The following is a 16,140-nucleotide window of genomic DNA, read 5'->3' as shown; positions in this document are numbered from 1 at the left end:
TCGGCCGCCTCGGTCACGGCCTCCAGGCTCGCGCGCTCAGCAGCCGCATCCCGTTGAGCGCGACCAGCACCGTCGACCCCTCGTGCCCGGCGACGCCGAGCGGGAGCGGCAGCGTGCCGAACAGGTCCCACGCGGACAGGACCACGATGAACGCGCCGGCGATGACGAGGTTGGCGATCACGACCCGCCTCGCCCGGCGGGCCAGCGCCACGAGCGACGGCACGACGGTCAGGTCGTCACCCACGACCACGACGTCGGCGGTGTCCACGGTCAGCGCGGATCCCCGGCGGCCCATGGCGATCGCGCTGTGCGCGGTCGCGAGCGCGGGGGCGTCGTTGACGCCGTCGCCGACGAAGAGCACCTTGCCCTGGAGCTCGCTGACCGCGCGCACCTTGTCCTGCGGCAGCAGCTCGGCGCGCACGTCGGCGATACCGACCTCGTCGGCGACGCGGAGCGCGACCGGGTGGTTGTCCCCGGTCAGCAGCACCGGGCTCCGTCCGGTGAGGGCGGTGAGCCCGCGGACGGCGGGCTCGCTGGACGGGCGGACCCGGTCGGCCAGTTCGATGACGCCGATCCGGCGCTGGTCGGCGGTGACGACGACCGCGGTGTTGCCGTTGGGTGAGGAGTCGGCTCGGTGCACCGAGACGGTCCGCTGCCCGACACGTGCCGTCACGCCGACGCCCGGTGTCGCCCGGAAGTCCTCGGCGGGTGGCACGACCAGGTGGCGTCGCCGTGCGGCTTCGACGATCGCGCGACCGATCGGGTGCTCGCTGAGCTGCTCGGCCGCCGCGGCGGTGGCGAGCACGTCGTCGTCGACGTCGCCGACGACCTGGGGTGTGCCTTCGGTGAGGGTGCCGGTCTTGTCCAGCGCCACGGTGTCCACGGTGCTCAGCTGTTCCATCGCCACGGCGGATTTGACCAGCACACCGCGTTTTCCGGCGTTGGCGACGGCTGCCAGCAACGGGGGCATGGTGGCCAGCACCAGGGCGCACGGTGAGGCGACGATCATGAAGGTCATCGCGCGGAGCAGCGTCGGTTCCAGCGCCGCGCCGAACAGCAACGGCACGGCGAACAACGCGAGCGTCACGGTCACCATGCCGAGCGAGTAGCGCTGTTCGACCTTCTCGATGAACAACTGCGTCTTGGCCTTCGTCGCCGAGGCCTGCTCGACCATCGCCACGATCCGGGCGATCACCGTGTCCCTGGCCGCACGGGTGATCCGCACGCGCAGCCCGCCGGTGCCGTTGAGCGACCCCGCGAACACCTCCGACCCGGGCTGCTTCGGCGCGGGCAGCGACTCGCCGGTGATCGACGACTGGTCGGCCTCGCTGCGGCCGTCGACGACCACGCCGTCACCGCTGATCCGCTCGCCCGGTCGCACGAGGATCTCGTCGCCCACCCGCAGGTCCGCCGCGTCGACCTCCTGCTCGCGGTTCCCGGCCAGCACCAGGGTGGCGCGCTGGGGTGCCAGGTCGAGCAGCCCGCGCACCGAGTCGGCCGTCCGCTGGGTGAGCACGGCCTCCAGCGCGCCGGAGGTGGCGAAGATGACGATCAGCAGGCCACCGTCGACGACCTGGCCGATCGAGGCCGCGCCGATCGCCGCGACGATCATCAGCAGGTCGACGTCGAGCGTCCGCTCGCGCAGCGCCCTCAGCCCGGCGAGCGCGGGTTCCCAGCCACCGGTGGCGTAGCAACCGAGCAGCAGGAGCCACCAGCTCCAGGACGGCCCCCCGGCGAGCTTGGTCCCGAGGCCCGCGAGGAACAGCACTGTGGCGATGGCGGCCCAGCGGACCTCGCCGATTGCGAGAACGGATCGGTGCCGTGGGGGTGTGTGGTGCGGCGCGGTCACGGCAAGCGTCGAAGTCACGCGAGCACCATACAGGAACATCTGAAGACCTCTTCATGTGTTCACTGAGTAGGATGCTGTCATGGGTCACGGAGTCGAGGGCAGGGCCACACCGCCGGCACAGCTGGACGCGGAGTCGGCGGCGACGGTGGCGGCCACCCTGCAGGCGCTCGCGACGCCGAGCCGTCTGCGCATCCTGACCCGTCTGCGGCACGGGGCCTGCCCCGTCGGTGAGCTCGCCGAAGCGGTGGAGATGGAGCAGTCCGCGGTGTCGCACCAGCTGCGGCTGCTCCGCGCGCTCGGGCTCGTGACCGGTACGCGCCAGGGCCGCAGCGTGGTCTACAGCCTGTACGACAACCACGTCGCGATGCTGCTCGACGAAGCCGTCTACCACATCGAACACCTCGGCCTCGGCGCCACCGACGACGTCGACACCGCCTGAGAGGGTCGGGGACGGCCGAGCGGGACCACCCCCGACCGTCACGTCATCTCGGGTCGGCCGCCACGGCCAGGGCCGGGATCGGGATCTCGAAGTGCACGGTCTGGCTGCGGTCCGGGTCGCCGTCGCGGGCGTCGCACACCTCCTTCGCGACCGAGCGCCAGAACCCCTCCGCACCGGCGACGCGGGTGTCGGTGTGCAGGTAGATCTGTTCGTAGCCGGGGGTTTCGGCGACGAACCCGACCGCGGCGTCGACCAGGGCACGCGCCAGGCCACGGCGCCGGTGCTCGGCCCGGACGTACACGCGGAAGAGCTGTGCCGTCCGGTCGCCGGAGTAGCGCTCGGCGATCCAGGCCGGGTGGGGCGGGCTCGCCGGCCCCTGCGCTCGCACGGCCGTGGTGCCCACGACCTCGTCGCCGCGGACCGCGACGAACAACGCGTGCCGGGGAGTCTCGAGGTACGTCGCGGCGAGGTCGATCACGTCGGCGTGCCACTGGGGGCTGTAGCCGTAGCCGAACTCGCGGTAGAAGGTGTCGAGCATGACGCTGCGGGCTCCCGGCAGGTCGGCGTGCGTCGCCAACCGGACCTCGTAGGCGTCCGCTGCTTGGTGGTGCGTGTTCACTTCATCCTCTCTTTCGCGCCGTCCAGGGTCGTCGCGACCGGACCGTCCATGACGACGCGTCCCTCGTGCAGCACGACCACCCGGTCGGCGAGGCGGGCCACGACGTCGAGGTCGTGGCTGATCAGCACGAGCGCGCACGGCACGCTCGCGAGCAGGTCGAGCAGCCCGGCGCGGGTGACCGCGTCCAGGCCCGAGGTGATCTCGTCGCACACGAGCACCTCGGGTTCGGCGAGCAGGGCGCGCACGAGCGCGGCTCGTTGGAGTTCGCCGCCGGACAGACCGCGCGGACGACGCAGCACCGCCTCCTCGTGCAGGCCGACTCGGTCCAGCGCGGCGAGTGCCGCGGCACGGGCGTCCGAGGTCCGCACTCCGCGCAGCCGGACCGCGGTCCTGGCGACCTGGTCGAGCACCGGGCGGTGCTCGTCGAACGACCCCCGCGCGTCCTGGAAGACGTACTGGACGGCGGCGAGCGCGTTCCGGGGCCGCCGGCGCAGCGACCGCGCCAGTGGCCGGTCGTGCAGCAGCACCTCACCGGTGGCCTGCTGGTGCAGGCCGGCCAGGCAGCGGCCGAGGGTGGTCTTGCCGCTGCCGGAGCGTCCGACGACCGCCAGGCGTTCGCCGACGTCGAGGTGCACGTCGTGCAGGACGGTGGTGGTGCGGTGCCGGGCGGTCAGGCCGCGCACCCGCAGGCGGGGCGCCCGCTCGGGGACCCCGGTGAACTCCTGCGGCGCGGCGTCGAGCAACGCGCGGGTGTAGTCCTCGCGGGGCTCGGTCAGGAGCTCCTGCGCGGGCCCGGCTTCCACGACGCGACCTGCTCGCAGCACCACGATCTCGTCGGCGAGCGCTCGCACCACCTCCACGTCGTGGGTCAGCAGCACCAGCGCCACACCTTGCGCGACCACGGCGGCGAGCTCGTCGACGACCTCGGCACGGGTCAGAGCGTCCTGCCCGGTGGTGGGTTCGTCGGCCACCAGCACCGCCGGGTCGCCCACCAGCGCCTGGGCGAGCACGACGCGCTGCTGCTGGCCCCCGGAGAGCTGGTGCGGGTAGCGGCGCAGCAGGTCGGCCGGCACGCGCGCCCGGCGCAGAGCCGTCTCGAGCAGCTCACCGGGGCTGCCTTCGTGCAGTGCGGCGATCTCGCGGAACACGGCGTCCAGGCGGCGCACCGGGTTGAGCGCGGAGGCCGGTTGCTGCGGCACGAACCCGACGCGTCCGTGCACCTCCACGCGTCCGCTCACCGACACACCGGGACCGTGTTCGCCCAGCAGGGCGAGCCCGGTCGTGGTCTTGCCGCTGCCCGAGGCGCCGACCAGGGCGAGCACCCGCCCGGCGGACAGCGCGAAGCTGACACCGTCGAGCAGAACGTGACCGTTCGCCTCGGCGCGCAGGTCCTCGACGTGCACGACCGGGGTCACGTGCGCACCCGCTTCAGGGCGCGGTCGAACACCAGGTTCAGCCCGACGGACAGCGCGACGATCAGCAGCGCGGGCACCACCACGGTCAACGGCTGCAGGAACAACCCACCCCGGTTGCGGTCCACCATCACGGCCCAGTCCGCCGCGTCGGGCGGCACGCCGACGCCCAGGAAGCTGGCCGAGGCCACCAGGTACAGCGCCGCGGTGAGCCGGACGCCCACGTCGGCGGCGAGTGTGCGCAGCATCGACCGTCCTGTGTAGATGATCGAGGTCTGCCACCACGACTCGCCCTGCATGCGCATCGCCTCCAGGGCGGGTCGTCCGGAGATCTCGAGTGCCGCCGTCCGCGAGAGGCGGGCGACGTCGGGGAAGTTGACGAGCGTGACCACGCCGACCAGCACCGGCAGGCCTTGACCGGCGATCGCGGCCACGAGGATCAGCACCAGCAGCGACGGCACCGCCAGCAGCACGTCCAGCGGCCGCATCAACGCCTCGTCGACCAGCCGCAGCCGCGTGGTGGCCGCCAGAACGCCGTAGGGCACGCCGGCCAGGTAGGAGAGCACGGTCGCGATCAACGCCACCAGCACCACCGTCTGGCCACCCGCGAGCACCTGGTACCAGGCGTCGCGGCCCACGAAGTCCGTGCCCAGGAACCCGAGCGGCATGAAGGGAGCGCCACGGGTCTGCCGGTCCGGCACGAACAGCGGTCCCAGCAGCGCCAACGCGAGCGGCACCGCGATCAGCAGCCCGCCGATGCCCGCCCGCTTCACGCGACCACCTCCGCGCGCGGAGCGAGCCGGAACGCCACCAGGTCGGCCAGCAGGTTCACGGCCACCGTGGTGACGGCGAAGACCACGGCCAGGCCCTGCACGACCGGGAGGTCGCGCGCGGCCACGGAGTCCACCAGGACGGTGCCGAGGCCGGGGATGACGAACACCGCCTCGACGACGATCACGCCGCCCAGCAACCAGTCCGTGGTCCGCGCGACCTGCTGCACGGCGGGCGCGAGCGCGTTCGGCAGCGCGTGGGCGAACCGCACCCGCGTCTCGCCGATCCCGAGGCGCCGGGCGTGGCGCACGTAGTCCGACGCCAGCGCGTCGACCATCCCCGCGCGGACCAGGCGGCTGATCGAGCAGATCGGCCGGGCCAGCAGCACCACCAGCGGTAGCACCAGCACCGCGGGCTGGGCGAACAGGTCCGCGCCCACCGCCGTCGGCGGCAGCCAGGCCAGGTGCACGCCGAACACCGCGATCAGCACCACGGCGAGCGCGAACTCGGGGATCGAGTGCAGCGCGACGCTGATCGACGTCAGCGCCCGGTCCAGCGGGCTGCCCTCGCGCAAGGCGGCCAGCACACCGACCAGCACCGAGATCGGGACCAGCAGCACCAGGGTCAGCGCCGCCAGCACGAGCGTCGGGCCGATGCCGCCGGACAGGAAGTCCGCGACCGGCCGTCCCGACACCAGCGAGGCGCCGAAGTCCAGCCGGGGCAGCCCGACGAGCCACTCCGCGAACCGTTCCAGGGTCGGCCGGTCCAGCCCCATGGCCGCGCGGATCTGCGCGATCCGCGCGGGGTCCGGGTTGTCCCCGGCCAAGGCCACCGCCGCGTCTCCCGGCAGGGCCTCGACCAGGAAGAACACGAGGGTGACCACGGCGAGCACCTGCACCAGCCCGAGCGCGGCTCGCCGGGCCGTGTAGGAAGCGAGACTCACCCCAGCCACACCTTGTCGAAGCGGGCCCAGTCGAGCGTGTTGGCCGGGGCGGTGGAGATGCCACCGACGTTCGGCTTCGCGCCCACGATCCAGTCCGCGAAGCCCCACATCAGGTAGCCGCCCTCGGCGTGCAGCACGCGCTGCATCTCCCGGTACGCCTCGGTGCGCGCGGCCGGGTCCGAAGTGGACACCGCCTTCTCGTACAGCGCGTCGAACTCGGGCCGGGCCCACTTGGTCACGTTCGTGCCGGACCCGCTGAGCAGGCGCTGCGCGACGTGGGTCTCGATGGGCATGGCACCGGAGCGGAAGCTCGACAGCGAGCCGTTCTTGAGCGTGTCGGCCCAGTAGCTGTCCTTGTTGCCCTGGACGACCTCGATCGTCAGCCCGGAGCCCTTGGCCTGGTCGGCGAACACCGTGGCGGCCTCCACCATGCCGGCCGCGGCCGTCGACGTGTCGAGCCTGACCGTCAGACCCTCCGCACCGGCCTTGCGGATCAGGAACTTCGCCTTGTCCAGGTCGCGCTGCCGCTGCGGGAGGTCACCGGCGTAGTGCTGGTAGTCCTTGCCGAACAGGTCGTTGCCGACCTGGCCGCTGCCCGCGAGCACCGACTCCACCAGCTGCGGCCGGTCGGCGAGCAGGAACATCGCCTCTCGCAGGTCGCGGTTGTCGAACGGCGCCCGGTCCACCTTCATGGCGAACGCCTGCACGGCGCTGTTGGGGGAGCGGTGGATCGTCATGCGGTCGCCGGAGGCGTTGCTGCGCGCGGTGGTCGGCGTGAGGTCGTGCGCGTACTCGACCTGACCGCCCAGCAACGCGTTGGTGCGCGCGGACTCCTCGTTGGCGATCACGAACTCGAGCTCGTCGAGCAGCGGCGCGCCCTCCCAGTAGTCCGGGTTGCGCTTGAGCAGCACCGACCTGCCCGGCTCGAACGACACGAAGCTGAACGCCCCGGACCCGACGGGCTTGGTGAAGTCCTCGGCACCCTCGGGCACGATGTACGCGCCGAAGGCGGCGAGCGCGTTGGGGAACTCCCCGAACGGCCGCTTCAGCGCGAACTCCACGGTCCGGTCGTCGACCGCGCGGCTGTTCGCGAGGTCGATCAGCGCGAGGCTCGACTTGGCGCGGAACGCGCGGTTCGGGTCGAGGATGCGCGCGTAGCTGGCGAGCACGTCCTGGGCGCGCACCGGTCTGCCGTCGTGGAACACCGCCTGGCGCAGGCTGATCCGCCAGCGCGTCAGGTCGGCGTTCGGCTCCCACCTCTCCGCCAGCCGCGGCTGCGGCGACACGTCGTTGCCGAGGTCCGCGAGCTTGTCGAACATCGCCTTGGACCGCGCGGCTTCGACGAACAGGTTGGCCAGGTGCGGGTCGAGGACCTCCTTGGCACCACCACCGGCGAACGCGGCGCGGAGCCTGCCACCGGCACGGGCTGCGGGCGAGGCCGGCGTGGCACTGCCGCATCCCGCGAGGGTGACGACCGCCAGACCGGAGGTGAGGCCGAGGAAACCGCGGCGGTTCAGGGGCATGCTGGTTCCTTTCACTGGCGCCCGTCTCGGCGGAGGCGGGCCACGACGTGGAGGCGGTCACCGGACAGCGCGCCGCTCAACGCGGCGTCGGCGGTCCAGGGCCGGTCGGTGCGCGGGCCGGGGGAGTCGAACAGCGCGAGCACCTCGAACCCGGCGAGGTCGAGCAGGTGCCGCAGCTCCTGGGGGAAGAGCAGCCGCCAGGCCGACCGCTGCACCAGCGGTTCGGAGCGGCCTGCCCATTCCCAGGTGCGTCGGCGTCGTAGCAACTGATCGGCGTGGTCGATCCACAGTTCGGTGTGCGAGGTGTACTCGGTGCCCCGCCACGTGACCGAACGGGTGCGCACACCGTCGAGGAGTTCGGTGTTGCCCAGGAAGAACGCGCCGTTGCGCATCTCCGCCACGAACAACCCGCCGGGTGCCAGGTGCTCGCGGCACCGTTGAAGGAACACGGTGAGATCGGCGTTGGTGTGGCAGTACAGCATCGCGCTGTCCAGGCAGGTGATGACGTCGAAGCTGCGGCCGAGGTCGAAGGACCGCATGTCCGCCAACGCCACGTCGACCGCCGGGTGGTGCTCGCGGACGTGCGCGAGCATGTTCTCGGAGCTGTCGAGGCCGGCGACGCGATAACCGTTGCGGGCCAGCCATCCCGCATCACGACCGGTGCCGCAGCCGATGTCGAGCAGGTCCCGCCCGCCGCCGAAGCGGGTCACCACGTCGTGCACGAACCTCGCGGCGACGTGTTCCGGGTCGGGGAACTGGTGCTCGTACAGCTCGGGGTTGTCGGTGAGCAGGTTCATCGAGCGACCTCCTGCTGCCGTGGGATGAGCGCGCCGCGCCGGTGCAGCCAGGCCACCCCTGTGGCGCTGATGAGTCCGATCGCGACGCACAGCAGCGACGCGAGCCGGTCGCCGAACCCGCTCACCCACCCGATCGCGGTGTTGCCGAGTGCGGCCGCCAGGCCGGAGCCGAGGTAGAACACGCCGAAGTGCGTGCCGGCGAGGCTGTCGGGGCCGAACGACGGGATCAGGTCGTAGACCAGCGGATGCGCGATCATCACACCGACGGCGAGTGCGAGCGTGGCCACCAGCACCGGCGCGAGTCCGGACCACAGCGCGGGAGCCGCGAAACCCGCGCCCGTGACGGCGAGACCGGTAGCGATCACGGGGCCCCGCGCGCGGTCGGAGACGAGGCGGGTGATGCGGACCTGGAACAGCAGGGTGACGACCGTGGACGCGATGAACAGCACGGCGACCACGCCCGCCCAGCCGGTGGCCTTCTGCGCCTGGATCGGCAGCAGCAGGTAGAGCTGGTTCTGCAGCACGAACATCCCGCTGAGCACGCAGGTGAACGCGACGAACCTGCGGTTCGTCAGGCACTCGCGCCAGTCGCCGAGGATCGACCCGCCCTTGCGCGTGGCCGCCCGCGCGGGCAGCACGACGGCTTGGGCGGCGGTCAGCGCCGCGAAGATCCCGGCCGCCACCACGGCGGAGACCCGGAAGTCCCACAGCAGCAACACGCTGCCGAGCACCGGACCGCACAGCGCGCCCGCCTGGGCGTAGACGTTGAACCGGGCGAACGCCTCGGTGCGTGCTCTGCCCGCTTCCAAAGCGATGTACGCGCGCACCGCGGGGTTGAACAGCGCTCCGGCCAGTCCACTGAGGACGGAGGCGGCCAGCACCACCGCGAGCGACTCGCCGATGGCGAACAACCCGAAGCCCACCGCGCGCAGACCGCAGCCGACCAGGATGGTCGTGCGCGGGCCGAGCCGGTCCGACGCGGTTCCGCCCACCAGGAACAGGCCCTGCTGGCTCAGCGTCCGGACGCCGAGGACGACGCCGATCACCGCGGCGGACATGCCGAGGCTGCCCAGGTGCGTGGCGAGGTAGGGGATGAGCAGGTAGAAGCCGGTGTTGACGGCGAACTGGTTGACCAGCAGCAGCCGCACCGGAAGTGCGAACCGGCTCATCGCCGCACCACGCCCAGCCCCGGCGCCCCGGAGAGCCGGAGGACGCCGTCCTCACCGCCGATGCCCGACCACGGATCTGCGGCGAGCAGCAGGTGCCCGTCCAGGTCGGCCCACCGGGTGTGCCCTGCGAGGTGGACGGCGGGCGCGATGCCGAGCGAGCTGGCGACCAGGCAGCCGAGCATCACGTCCAGCCCGCCTTCGCGGGCGGCCGAGACGATGTCCAGCGCCGGCGCGAGGCCGCCGCACTTGGCGAGCTTGATGTTGACGCCGTCCACCGCGCCCGCGAGCTCGCGGACGTCGGCGGCCGTGGCGGCGTCCTCGTCGGCGATCAGGGGTGCCGGACACCGTTCGTGGATCCAGGCCAGTGCGTCCGGGGTGCCGGGAGGGATCGGCTGCTCGACCGCGTCGAGCACGACACCGGCGGCGCCGAGTCGTTCCACGACGCGCACCGTCTCGTCCGGGGTCCAGCCGCCGTTGGGGTCGAGCACCAGCCGGGCCTCCGGTGCGGCGGCCCCGACGGCGACCACGCTGGCCACGTCCCGCTCCGGATCGGCTCCCACCTTGACCTTGAGCAGGGAGAACCCGCGCTCGCGCAGCGCCGATGCCCGAGCGGCGGCGTCGTCCGGCGTGGTGATGCCGATCGTGCACGCGGTCGGAGTGGCCCGCCAGTCCCGGGTTCCGACGAGCACGTGCGCCGGCACGTTCTGACGCAGGCCGATCAGGTCGTGCAACGCCGCGTCGACCGCGGCCCGCACGCCGGCGGGAACCGTCTCGTCGGCGTGCAGGACGTCGAGGGCGGCGTCCGGTGCGCCGGCGTCGGCGAGAACCGGCCCCAGCCGGTCCAGCCAGCGCACGATCGCCTCCACGTCGAGCCGGTAGTAGGTGCTGGTCACCACTTCGCCGTGGCCGTGCTGCCCGTCGTGCTCCAGGACGACCCGCACGGCGTCGCGTCGTGCCATGACGGACCTGGAGATGCGCAGGGGCGTTCCCAGCTCGAGGCCGTAGACCTCCCACCCGATCCTCATGCGAGCACCACGGCCCTCGGCGCGGCGACCGACCGGCAGCGCGTCCAGCCCGTCGCCTCCACCCGGAGCGGGTCACCGATCTCCACCGGCCTGTCGGCGGCCGTCCCGAGCAGGCCGCGGGCGGTGCAGAAGTCGTCGTCGAAGATCGTGCCGAGGTAGCGGTGCGGCCCGTCGGGGAAGATCGTCGCCACCACGGCGCCGGGCTCGACCCTGGCGGCCCACGCGGCGACCAGGGCGACGGCGCCGCTGCTCCAGCCACCGGTGACGAAGGCGTCGCGGGCGAGCCGGCGGCACGCGTCCACCACCTCGACCGGGCCGAGCCAGTGGACCTCGTCGAACTCGGCGTAGGCCACGTTGCGGGGGTGGATGCTGCTGCCCAGTCCGCGCATCACCCTGGCGCGCGCGGGCTGGCCGAAGATCGTGGAGCCGATGGTGTCCACGCCGATCAGCCGCACACCCGGCCGGTACCGGCGCAGTTCCCTGACGACACCGGCGCTGTGCCCGCCGGTACCCACGCTGCAGACCAGGACGTCGACGGGATCGATCTGCTCCACGAGTTCCCTGGCCAGCCCGACGTAGCCCTTCGGGTTGTCCGGGTTGTTGTACTGGTCGGGCCAGTAGGCGTCGGGGAACTCGCGCAGCACGGCTTGGAGCCGGTCCAAGCGCGCCTGCTGCCAGCCGCCCACGGGGTGCGGCCGGTCGACCACCTCCAGCCGGGCCCCGTGCGCCCGCAGCAGAGCCCGCATCGACGGTTCCAGCTCGCTGTCCACCACCAGGACGACCGGGTGGCCGAAGACCTGGCAGGCGAACGCGAGACCGAGACCGAGGGTGCCGCTGGTGGACTCGACGACCACCGCGCCGGGGCGCAGCTCGCCGCGGTCGCGAGCGGCACGCAGCATCGACACCGCCGGCCGGGCTTTCATGCCGCCGGCGCTGAGGCACTCCAGCTTGGCCCAGAACCCGCCGTGCCGGTGGGGCAGCGGCGTGGTGATGCGGGTGACCGGGCTCTGGCCGAGCAGGTCGAGCAGGTGCCGGTTCTGGCGCGGGAGGATCACGACGGTCGCTCCGTGTAGTGGTGGATCGTCGTGGGACCGCCGTCGAGCCAGAAGAACGGGTACGGCTCAGCCGAGACGGCACGCACGCCACTGCCGATGAACCACGGCAACACCGCGGCGGCCGTTTGCGCGAACAACACCATCGGCGTGCCTGCCGCGACGGCGAGCCGCAGCAGCGGTTCGAACGTGCCGTTGCCGACCGTCATCCCCGAGGCGAGCACGAGGGTGCAGCCGTCGAGCGCGCTCTCCGCCTCGGTGGTGACCGGCTCGTCCCATTCGGTCCTGCCGCCCTTGAGGTCGCACGCCACGTAGGTCGCGCCCCGCTCGCGCAGGTGGTGCAGCAGCGAGTTGACCACGCCGACCACCAGCACCCGGTCACCCGGCACCGGGTCCAAGAGGTCGATCACGGCCTCGGCGCGGGCCAGGGACTTGGCCAGGGAGCTGCCGGGACCGACGGAGATCGACTTGGTGGCGGACAGGTGGTGCGGCCGGGCGTGCGCCAGGTAGGCGTCGAGCGCGGCGGTGCGGATCACGGGGCTGGGGTGGTCGAGCAGCTCGAGCACGGTCGAACCGACGCAGCCGTGCACGTCGTCGTCGACGACGTCCTCCACCGCGCAGGAGCCGACCGCGTCTTCCACGCGGAGGCTGACGACGGTGTTGCGGTAGGACTGCCCGCGCGTGGCGTGCCGGGCGCCCTGCCGGGTCGTGAACCCGACGCTCACGGCGCACGACGCGGGATCAGGACCCAGCCCGCCACCCCGGACGAGTTCGGCGAGTTCGGCGAGGGTCACGCGGGCACCTCGGCGTAGTCGACCGTCAGACCGCCGACGAGCTGCTCGGCACGGGCCCGCGCGCCGAGACCGGCCGGGTCGGTCACGACGACGTGGCCGAGGTAGCTGTTGTTGCTGGTCGGGTCGCCCGCGCGGTGGCCGGGCCCCTTGACGGTCCAGTCCACGACCTCGGGCGCGGCGTCGAGCACCTCCGCGCCGCGGACGGCGGACACCAGGCCGGAGCGCGGTGGGAGGAGGAAGGAGATCGCGGCGCTGCGCACACCGGTGTCCGCGGGACGCGGGTCCGGTCGTTCGCCCACGGCCAGCTGGGCGTAGACGGCGGGCAGGTCGATGCCGGTGACCCGCCGGACCAGCTCCGTGATCTGGTTGCCCGCGGGGCGCGGGTTGACCTCGACGAGCTTGGGACCGTCGGGTGTCAGCTTGACCTCGGTGTGCGCGACACCGCGCTCGAGGCCCAGGGCTTCGACGGCCGCGACGGCGACGGTCTCGGCGTCGCGGGTGGGCAGGTCGGCGGGGAACATGTGCCCGCTCTCCACGAACCACGGATCTCCCGCGACGCTCTTGTCGGTGACGCCGACGACGTGCGTGGTGCCGTCCACGGTGATCGTCTCGACGCTCACCTCGGGGCCGGTCAGGAGCTCCTCCACCAGCACGGTCCGCACCCTGGGCTGGTTGCGCGCGTTGACCGGGAAGGCCTCCATCGCGGCGAACGCCTCGCGCAGCTCCGACTCGCCGGTCACCTTGCGCACGTACATCCCGGCGCACAGGTCGACCGGTTTGACCACCAGCGGATAACCCAGTTCGGCCGCCGCCTTCGCGAGTGCCGGCCAGTCGTCGGCGAGGGCGAAGCGCGGGCCCGGTACGCCGGCCGCGCTCAACGTGGTGCGGGTGAGGTCCTTGCGGCAGGCCCGTTCCACCGCCTCCGGGTCGGGGCCGGGCAGGCCCAGGTGCGCGGCGACGCGCGCGGTGGCCGGGAGGTAGTAGTCGCACGAGGAGATCACGCCGTCGAAGCGCAGCACCGCGTGCAGGCGCTCGACGTGGTCGAGCAGGGCGGGCACGTCGTTGGTGTCCGCGGTGAGCACGTTGTCGGCGGCCAGCAACGGATGCGGGTGCGCTGGGGCGGAGCGCAGGTAGTGGTGCAGATCGCGGGTCATGAAGGTGAAGCGGTGCCCTGACTCGTTGATCGCCCTGGGCAGCAGCGAACTCATCGCGCCGACCCAGCTCTCGATCATCAACAGGTGAGCCACAAGTCCTCCTCCCCGCCGCGACCCCGCGGCGGAATTGAGGAACATGGTAATCATTGTCGATACGTGGTCACTACCGCCTCTCGGGGAAGCGGCTGCGCCGGACGGGTGAGCGTTCGAGGTGCGCCATTCATGCACGCTGACTAATATTTGTTGCGTTCAGTGACGGAGCTAGGACGTCCGGGTGAAGCGAAGGCCTGGACATCGAAAGGCAGGCCGATCATGACCGCGGCACACCTCGAACACGCCGACCACGGCCACGCTCACGGCGACGGGTGCGGCCATGTGGCCGTCCCGCACGGTGATCACGTCGACTACGCGCACGACGGCCACCTCCACCGGGAGCACGACGGACACGTCGACGAGTGCGAACCCGGCGATCACCAGTCGCACTCGGACCACGGGCACGACCACGGCGAGGGCTGCGGCCATGTGGCCGTTCCGCACGGTGATCACGTCGACTACGTGCACGACGGTCACCGCCACGCCGTCCATGACGGGCATTACGACGAACACTGATCTGCGGCGTGGTCGCGTCTCGCGCGGTTGCGCGTGAGGCGCGGCCACGGCGTCCATTGCTGATCAGAGGCTGGCGACCAGGTAGTACAACGCACTCAGTGTGACCGCCGCGGCGATGACGGCCGCAGTGACTTTCATCCACCGTTGGTTCATTTCCGCTTCCAAGCTCGACGACGCGGGCTGCTGCTCGGCAGGTCCCAGTGTCCACGAGCCCGGGCAAGCGGTGTCGGACCGACGATTTAAAACGACAATCATTTCCGTTAAGATGGCCTCATGGGAGTCGAGGTCGTCCTGGTCGCCGGTCCGGCGCAGCACGACGTGGCCGAGGAGATCTGGCGCGCGCTGCCGGGAACGGTGCTGGTCCGCCACAACTTGCGCGATCTCGCCGAGGGAGTGGTGCGCCGCTGGGTGGACGGCGAGCTGACCGTGCTGGAACTGGCGCACGGATGCGTTTCCTGCACGCTGCGCCTGGACCTGCTGCCACTGCTGGAGCGCCTGGGTGGCTGGGTGGTGGTCGACCTGGACCCGGCGTTGGAGCCCGAGGCCGTCTGCTTCGCCCTGAGAGAGATCGATGTCAGGGTCGCCGCGGTGGTCGCCGTGGTCGACCGGGAGAACTGGCTGGCCGATGCCGTCGGCGGGGACGCGCTGGCGGAGCGGGGTCTGGCCGCTGCCGCCGATGACGACCGCACGGTGGCCCAAGTCGTGGTGGGGCAGGCCGAGTTCGCTGATGCTCTCGTCTTGACCGGCGCCGGCCGCGACGCCGGCCAGGACGCGGTGCTCGACTCCGTGCTCGACCGGCTCAACCCGCGTGCACCTCGCCAGGACCGGGCAGGGATGGACGTGACCGCTCTGCTGTCCGCCATCCCCGGCGACGCCCGCAGGGGCCGCTTCGACGACGGCTTCGGCACGTTGCTGCACGGACAGCCTCCGCTGGAGCCTGTGCGGGGCGTGTCGGTCGTCCACTTCACCGAACGCCGGCCGTTCCACCCCGCTCGGCTGCACGACGCGATCGACGTCCTGCTCGACGGCGTGGTGCGCACCCGAGGTCGTGTGTGGCTGGCCAGCCAGCCGGACACCGCGCTGTGGCTCGAGTCCGCCGGTGGCGGTCTGAGCGTGGGCGACCTGGGGCCGTGGCTCGCGGCGGTGGAGGACTGGTCGGACGTCCCCGAGGACCGGCGCGCGATGGCTTCGGCGACCTGGCACCCGCGCTACGGCGACAGGTCCCAGGAGCTGGTGGTGATCACGGCGACCGCGTCACCGGAGGAGATCACCTCGGCTCTGCGCGATGCGCTGGTGACCGACGAGGAGCTGGAGCTCGCCGACCAGCTGGAGTTCGTCGACCCGTTCGCCGAGCGGCACGACGCGGCGGAGGGGTCGTGAGGTGTTCCGCCATGCGATGAAGCGAATGCATCTGACTTCGTCGTCGCCGGCCCACCGCGCCGGTCGGGCCCCTCGTGCTGACAGGAGTGTGGGATGTGCGCCCGGTCCAGGCCGCGAACCGACCACGAGCACCGCATCGTGAGCGTGTTCGAATCCGAGCGGCAGTTCCTGACGGTCGCGGAGGTCCGTGACCGGTTGACGTCGGCGGGCCGCTCGACCCGGTTGGCCACCGTGTACCAGTGCGTCAAGCGGCTGGTCGAGGCCGGGGTCCTCGAGCGGGTGGCCATCCGGCCGAGCACCGCTGTCTACGGACTCCGGCCCGCGTGCGGAAGCGGCCACCGGCTCGTGTGTTCCGAGTGCGCCCTTGTCGTGGACGCGGACGACGACGAAGTGACCACATGGGTCGCGCAGACCGCCGCCCTGCACGGCTTCATGATCACCGACAGCTCGGTGCTGTTGTCCGGAACCTGTGCGGCCTGTGCGCCGCCTCTGCCCGCAACGGCCGAATGTCGTTGAACTGCCGGACGAATGCTGTGGCGTTGTCGCCGGGAAGCGGGTGCTCGACGTCGGAGGGCGGGGCCGTGGAGGCCGGAGTTCCTCAGAA

16 protein-coding genes are annotated in these 16,140 nt (G+C 72.1%); 4 read left to right on the top strand and 12 right to left on the bottom strand.

Annotated elements, in window-relative coordinates:
* Positions 1-13: 13 nt before the first annotated feature.
* Complete coding sequence (locus tag V1227_RS09445) at positions 14-1,888, bottom strand: heavy metal translocating P-type ATPase (protein WP_442916473.1); 1,875 nt, start codon at positions 1,886-1,888, stop codon at positions 14-16.
* A 40-nt stretch (positions 1,889-1,928) separates the two neighbouring features.
* Here V1227_RS09445 and V1227_RS09440 point away from each other — a divergent pair, with 40 nt between their 5' ends.
* Positions 1,929-2,288, top strand: a complete 360-nt coding sequence (locus V1227_RS09440; protein ID WP_236219213.1) for an ArsR/SmtB family transcription factor — start codon at positions 1,929-1,931, stop codon at positions 2,286-2,288.
* 43 nt (positions 2,289-2,331) lie between these two features.
* Here the strand turns inward: V1227_RS09440 and V1227_RS09435 are convergent, their stop codons facing one another.
* Genes V1227_RS09435 through V1227_RS09385 form a run of 11 tightly spaced genes read right to left on the bottom strand, consistent with a single transcriptional unit; the run spans position 2,332 to position 13,640 of the window.
* Positions 2,332-2,907 (bottom strand): GNAT family N-acetyltransferase, encoded by a 576-nt coding sequence (locus V1227_RS09435; RefSeq protein WP_329792125.1) that lies wholly within the window; start codon positions 2,905-2,907, stop codon positions 2,332-2,334.
* The gene (locus V1227_RS09430) at positions 2,904-4,322 is read right to left on the bottom strand and encodes an ABC transporter ATP-binding protein (protein WP_329792124.1); all 1,419 of its coding nucleotides are present in this window, start codon (positions 4,320-4,322) and stop codon (positions 2,904-2,906) included. The genes V1227_RS09435 and V1227_RS09430 overlap by 4 nt, the downstream gene beginning before the upstream one ends.
* Positions 4,319-5,092 (bottom strand): ABC transporter permease, encoded by a 774-nt coding sequence (locus V1227_RS09425; protein ID WP_329792123.1) that lies wholly within the window; start codon positions 5,090-5,092, stop codon positions 4,319-4,321. The genes V1227_RS09430 and V1227_RS09425 overlap by 4 nt, the downstream gene beginning before the upstream one ends.
* Complete coding sequence (locus tag V1227_RS09420) at positions 5,089-6,033, bottom strand: ABC transporter permease (protein ID WP_329792122.1); 945 nt, start codon at positions 6,031-6,033, stop codon at positions 5,089-5,091. Before V1227_RS09420 ends, V1227_RS09425 begins: the two co-directional genes overlap by 4 nt.
* Positions 6,030-7,556 carry an ABC transporter substrate-binding protein gene (locus V1227_RS09415; protein WP_329792121.1) on the bottom strand — a complete coding sequence of 509 codons (1,527 nt, stop codon included), beginning with the start codon at positions 7,554-7,556 and terminating at the stop codon, positions 6,030-6,032. Before V1227_RS09415 ends, V1227_RS09420 begins: the two co-directional genes overlap by 4 nt.
* An 11-nt stretch (positions 7,557-7,567) precedes the next feature.
* Positions 7,568-8,353 (bottom strand): class I SAM-dependent methyltransferase, encoded by a 786-nt coding sequence (locus V1227_RS09410; RefSeq protein WP_329792120.1) that lies wholly within the window; start codon positions 8,351-8,353, stop codon positions 7,568-7,570.
* Entirely contained in the window at positions 8,350-9,522 is a 1,173-nt protein-coding gene (locus tag V1227_RS09405) for an MFS transporter (RefSeq protein ID WP_329792119.1), read from the bottom strand. The genes V1227_RS09410 and V1227_RS09405 overlap by 4 nt, the downstream gene beginning before the upstream one ends.
* Positions 9,519-10,547, bottom strand: coding sequence for an enolase C-terminal domain-like protein (locus V1227_RS09400; protein ID WP_329792118.1), 1,029 nt, complete (start codon positions 10,545-10,547; stop codon positions 9,519-9,521). The genes V1227_RS09405 and V1227_RS09400 overlap by 4 nt, the downstream gene beginning before the upstream one ends.
* On the bottom strand, positions 10,544-11,602 hold the full coding sequence (locus V1227_RS09395; protein ID WP_442916472.1) for a PLP-dependent cysteine synthase family protein: 1,059 nt from the start codon (positions 11,600-11,602) through the stop codon (positions 10,544-10,546). Before V1227_RS09395 ends, V1227_RS09400 begins: the two co-directional genes overlap by 4 nt.
* Positions 11,599-12,393, bottom strand: coding sequence for a Rossmann-like domain-containing protein (locus tag V1227_RS09390; RefSeq protein ID WP_329792117.1), 795 nt, complete (start codon positions 12,391-12,393; stop codon positions 11,599-11,601). The genes V1227_RS09395 and V1227_RS09390 overlap by 4 nt, the downstream gene beginning before the upstream one ends.
* Positions 12,390-13,640, bottom strand: a complete 1,251-nt coding sequence (locus V1227_RS09385; RefSeq protein ID WP_329792116.1) for an ATP-grasp domain-containing protein — start codon at positions 13,638-13,640, stop codon at positions 12,390-12,392. Before V1227_RS09385 ends, V1227_RS09390 begins: the two co-directional genes overlap by 4 nt.
* A gap of 219 nt (positions 13,641-13,859) precedes the next feature.
* Here V1227_RS09385 and V1227_RS09380 point away from each other — a divergent pair, with 219 nt between their 5' ends.
* The 3 genes from V1227_RS09380 to V1227_RS09370 all read left to right on the top strand — a co-directional run bounded on the left by V1227_RS09380 (position 13,860) and on the right by V1227_RS09370 (position 16,052).
* Complete coding sequence (locus tag V1227_RS09380; RefSeq protein WP_236219235.1) at positions 13,860-14,156, top strand: hypothetical protein; 297 nt, start codon at positions 13,860-13,862, stop codon at positions 14,154-14,156.
* A gap of 273 nt (positions 14,157-14,429) precedes the next feature.
* Positions 14,430-15,536 (top strand): ribosome hibernation factor-recruiting GTPase MRF, encoded by a 1,107-nt coding sequence (gene mrf / locus V1227_RS09375; protein ID WP_329792115.1) that lies wholly within the window; start codon positions 14,430-14,432, stop codon positions 15,534-15,536.
* A 93-nt stretch (positions 15,537-15,629) separates the two neighbouring features.
* Positions 15,630-16,052, top strand: coding sequence for a Fur family transcriptional regulator (locus V1227_RS09370; protein WP_329792114.1), 423 nt, complete (start codon positions 15,630-15,632; stop codon positions 16,050-16,052).
* Positions 16,053-16,140 lie beyond the last annotated feature (88 nt).

This window comes from Lentzea sp. DG1S-22 (genome assembly GCF_036321065.1).
Lineage (GTDB): Bacteria > Actinomycetota > Actinomycetes > Mycobacteriales > Pseudonocardiaceae > Lentzea > Lentzea jiangxiensis.
Note: the sequence above shows the minus strand (reverse complement) of the source record. Positions and strands in the feature narration are given on the sequence as shown.

Bases quoted from the DNA above. Each gene is read 5' to 3' on its own strand.
- V1227_RS09370 (WP_329792114.1), top strand. From the start codon at position 15,630: ATGTGCGCCCGGTCCAGGCCGCGAACCGACCACGAGCACCGCATCGTG.
- V1227_RS09400 (WP_329792118.1), bottom strand. From the start codon at position 10,547: ATGAGGATCGGGTGGGAGGTCTACGGCCTCGAGCTGGGAACGCCCCTG.
- mrf (WP_329792115.1), top strand. From the start codon at position 14,430: ATGGGAGTCGAGGTCGTCCTGGTCGCCGGTCCGGCGCAGCACGACGTG.
- V1227_RS09380 (WP_236219235.1), top strand. From the start codon at position 13,860: ATGACCGCGGCACACCTCGAACACGCCGACCACGGCCACGCTCACGGC.
- V1227_RS09410 (WP_329792120.1), bottom strand. From the start codon at position 8,353: ATGAACCTGCTCACCGACAACCCCGAGCTGTACGAGCACCAGTTCCCC.
- V1227_RS09415 (WP_329792121.1), bottom strand. From the start codon at position 7,556: ATGCCCCTGAACCGCCGCGGTTTCCTCGGCCTCACCTCCGGTCTGGCG.
- V1227_RS09440 (WP_236219213.1), top strand. From the start codon at position 1,929: ATGGGTCACGGAGTCGAGGGCAGGGCCACACCGCCGGCACAGCTGGAC.
- V1227_RS09405 (WP_329792119.1), bottom strand. From the start codon at position 9,522: ATGAGCCGGTTCGCACTTCCGGTGCGGCTGCTGCTGGTCAACCAGTTC.
- V1227_RS09445 (WP_442916473.1), bottom strand. From the start codon at position 1,888: ATGTTCCTGTATGGTGCTCGCGTGACTTCGACGCTTGCCGTGACCGCG.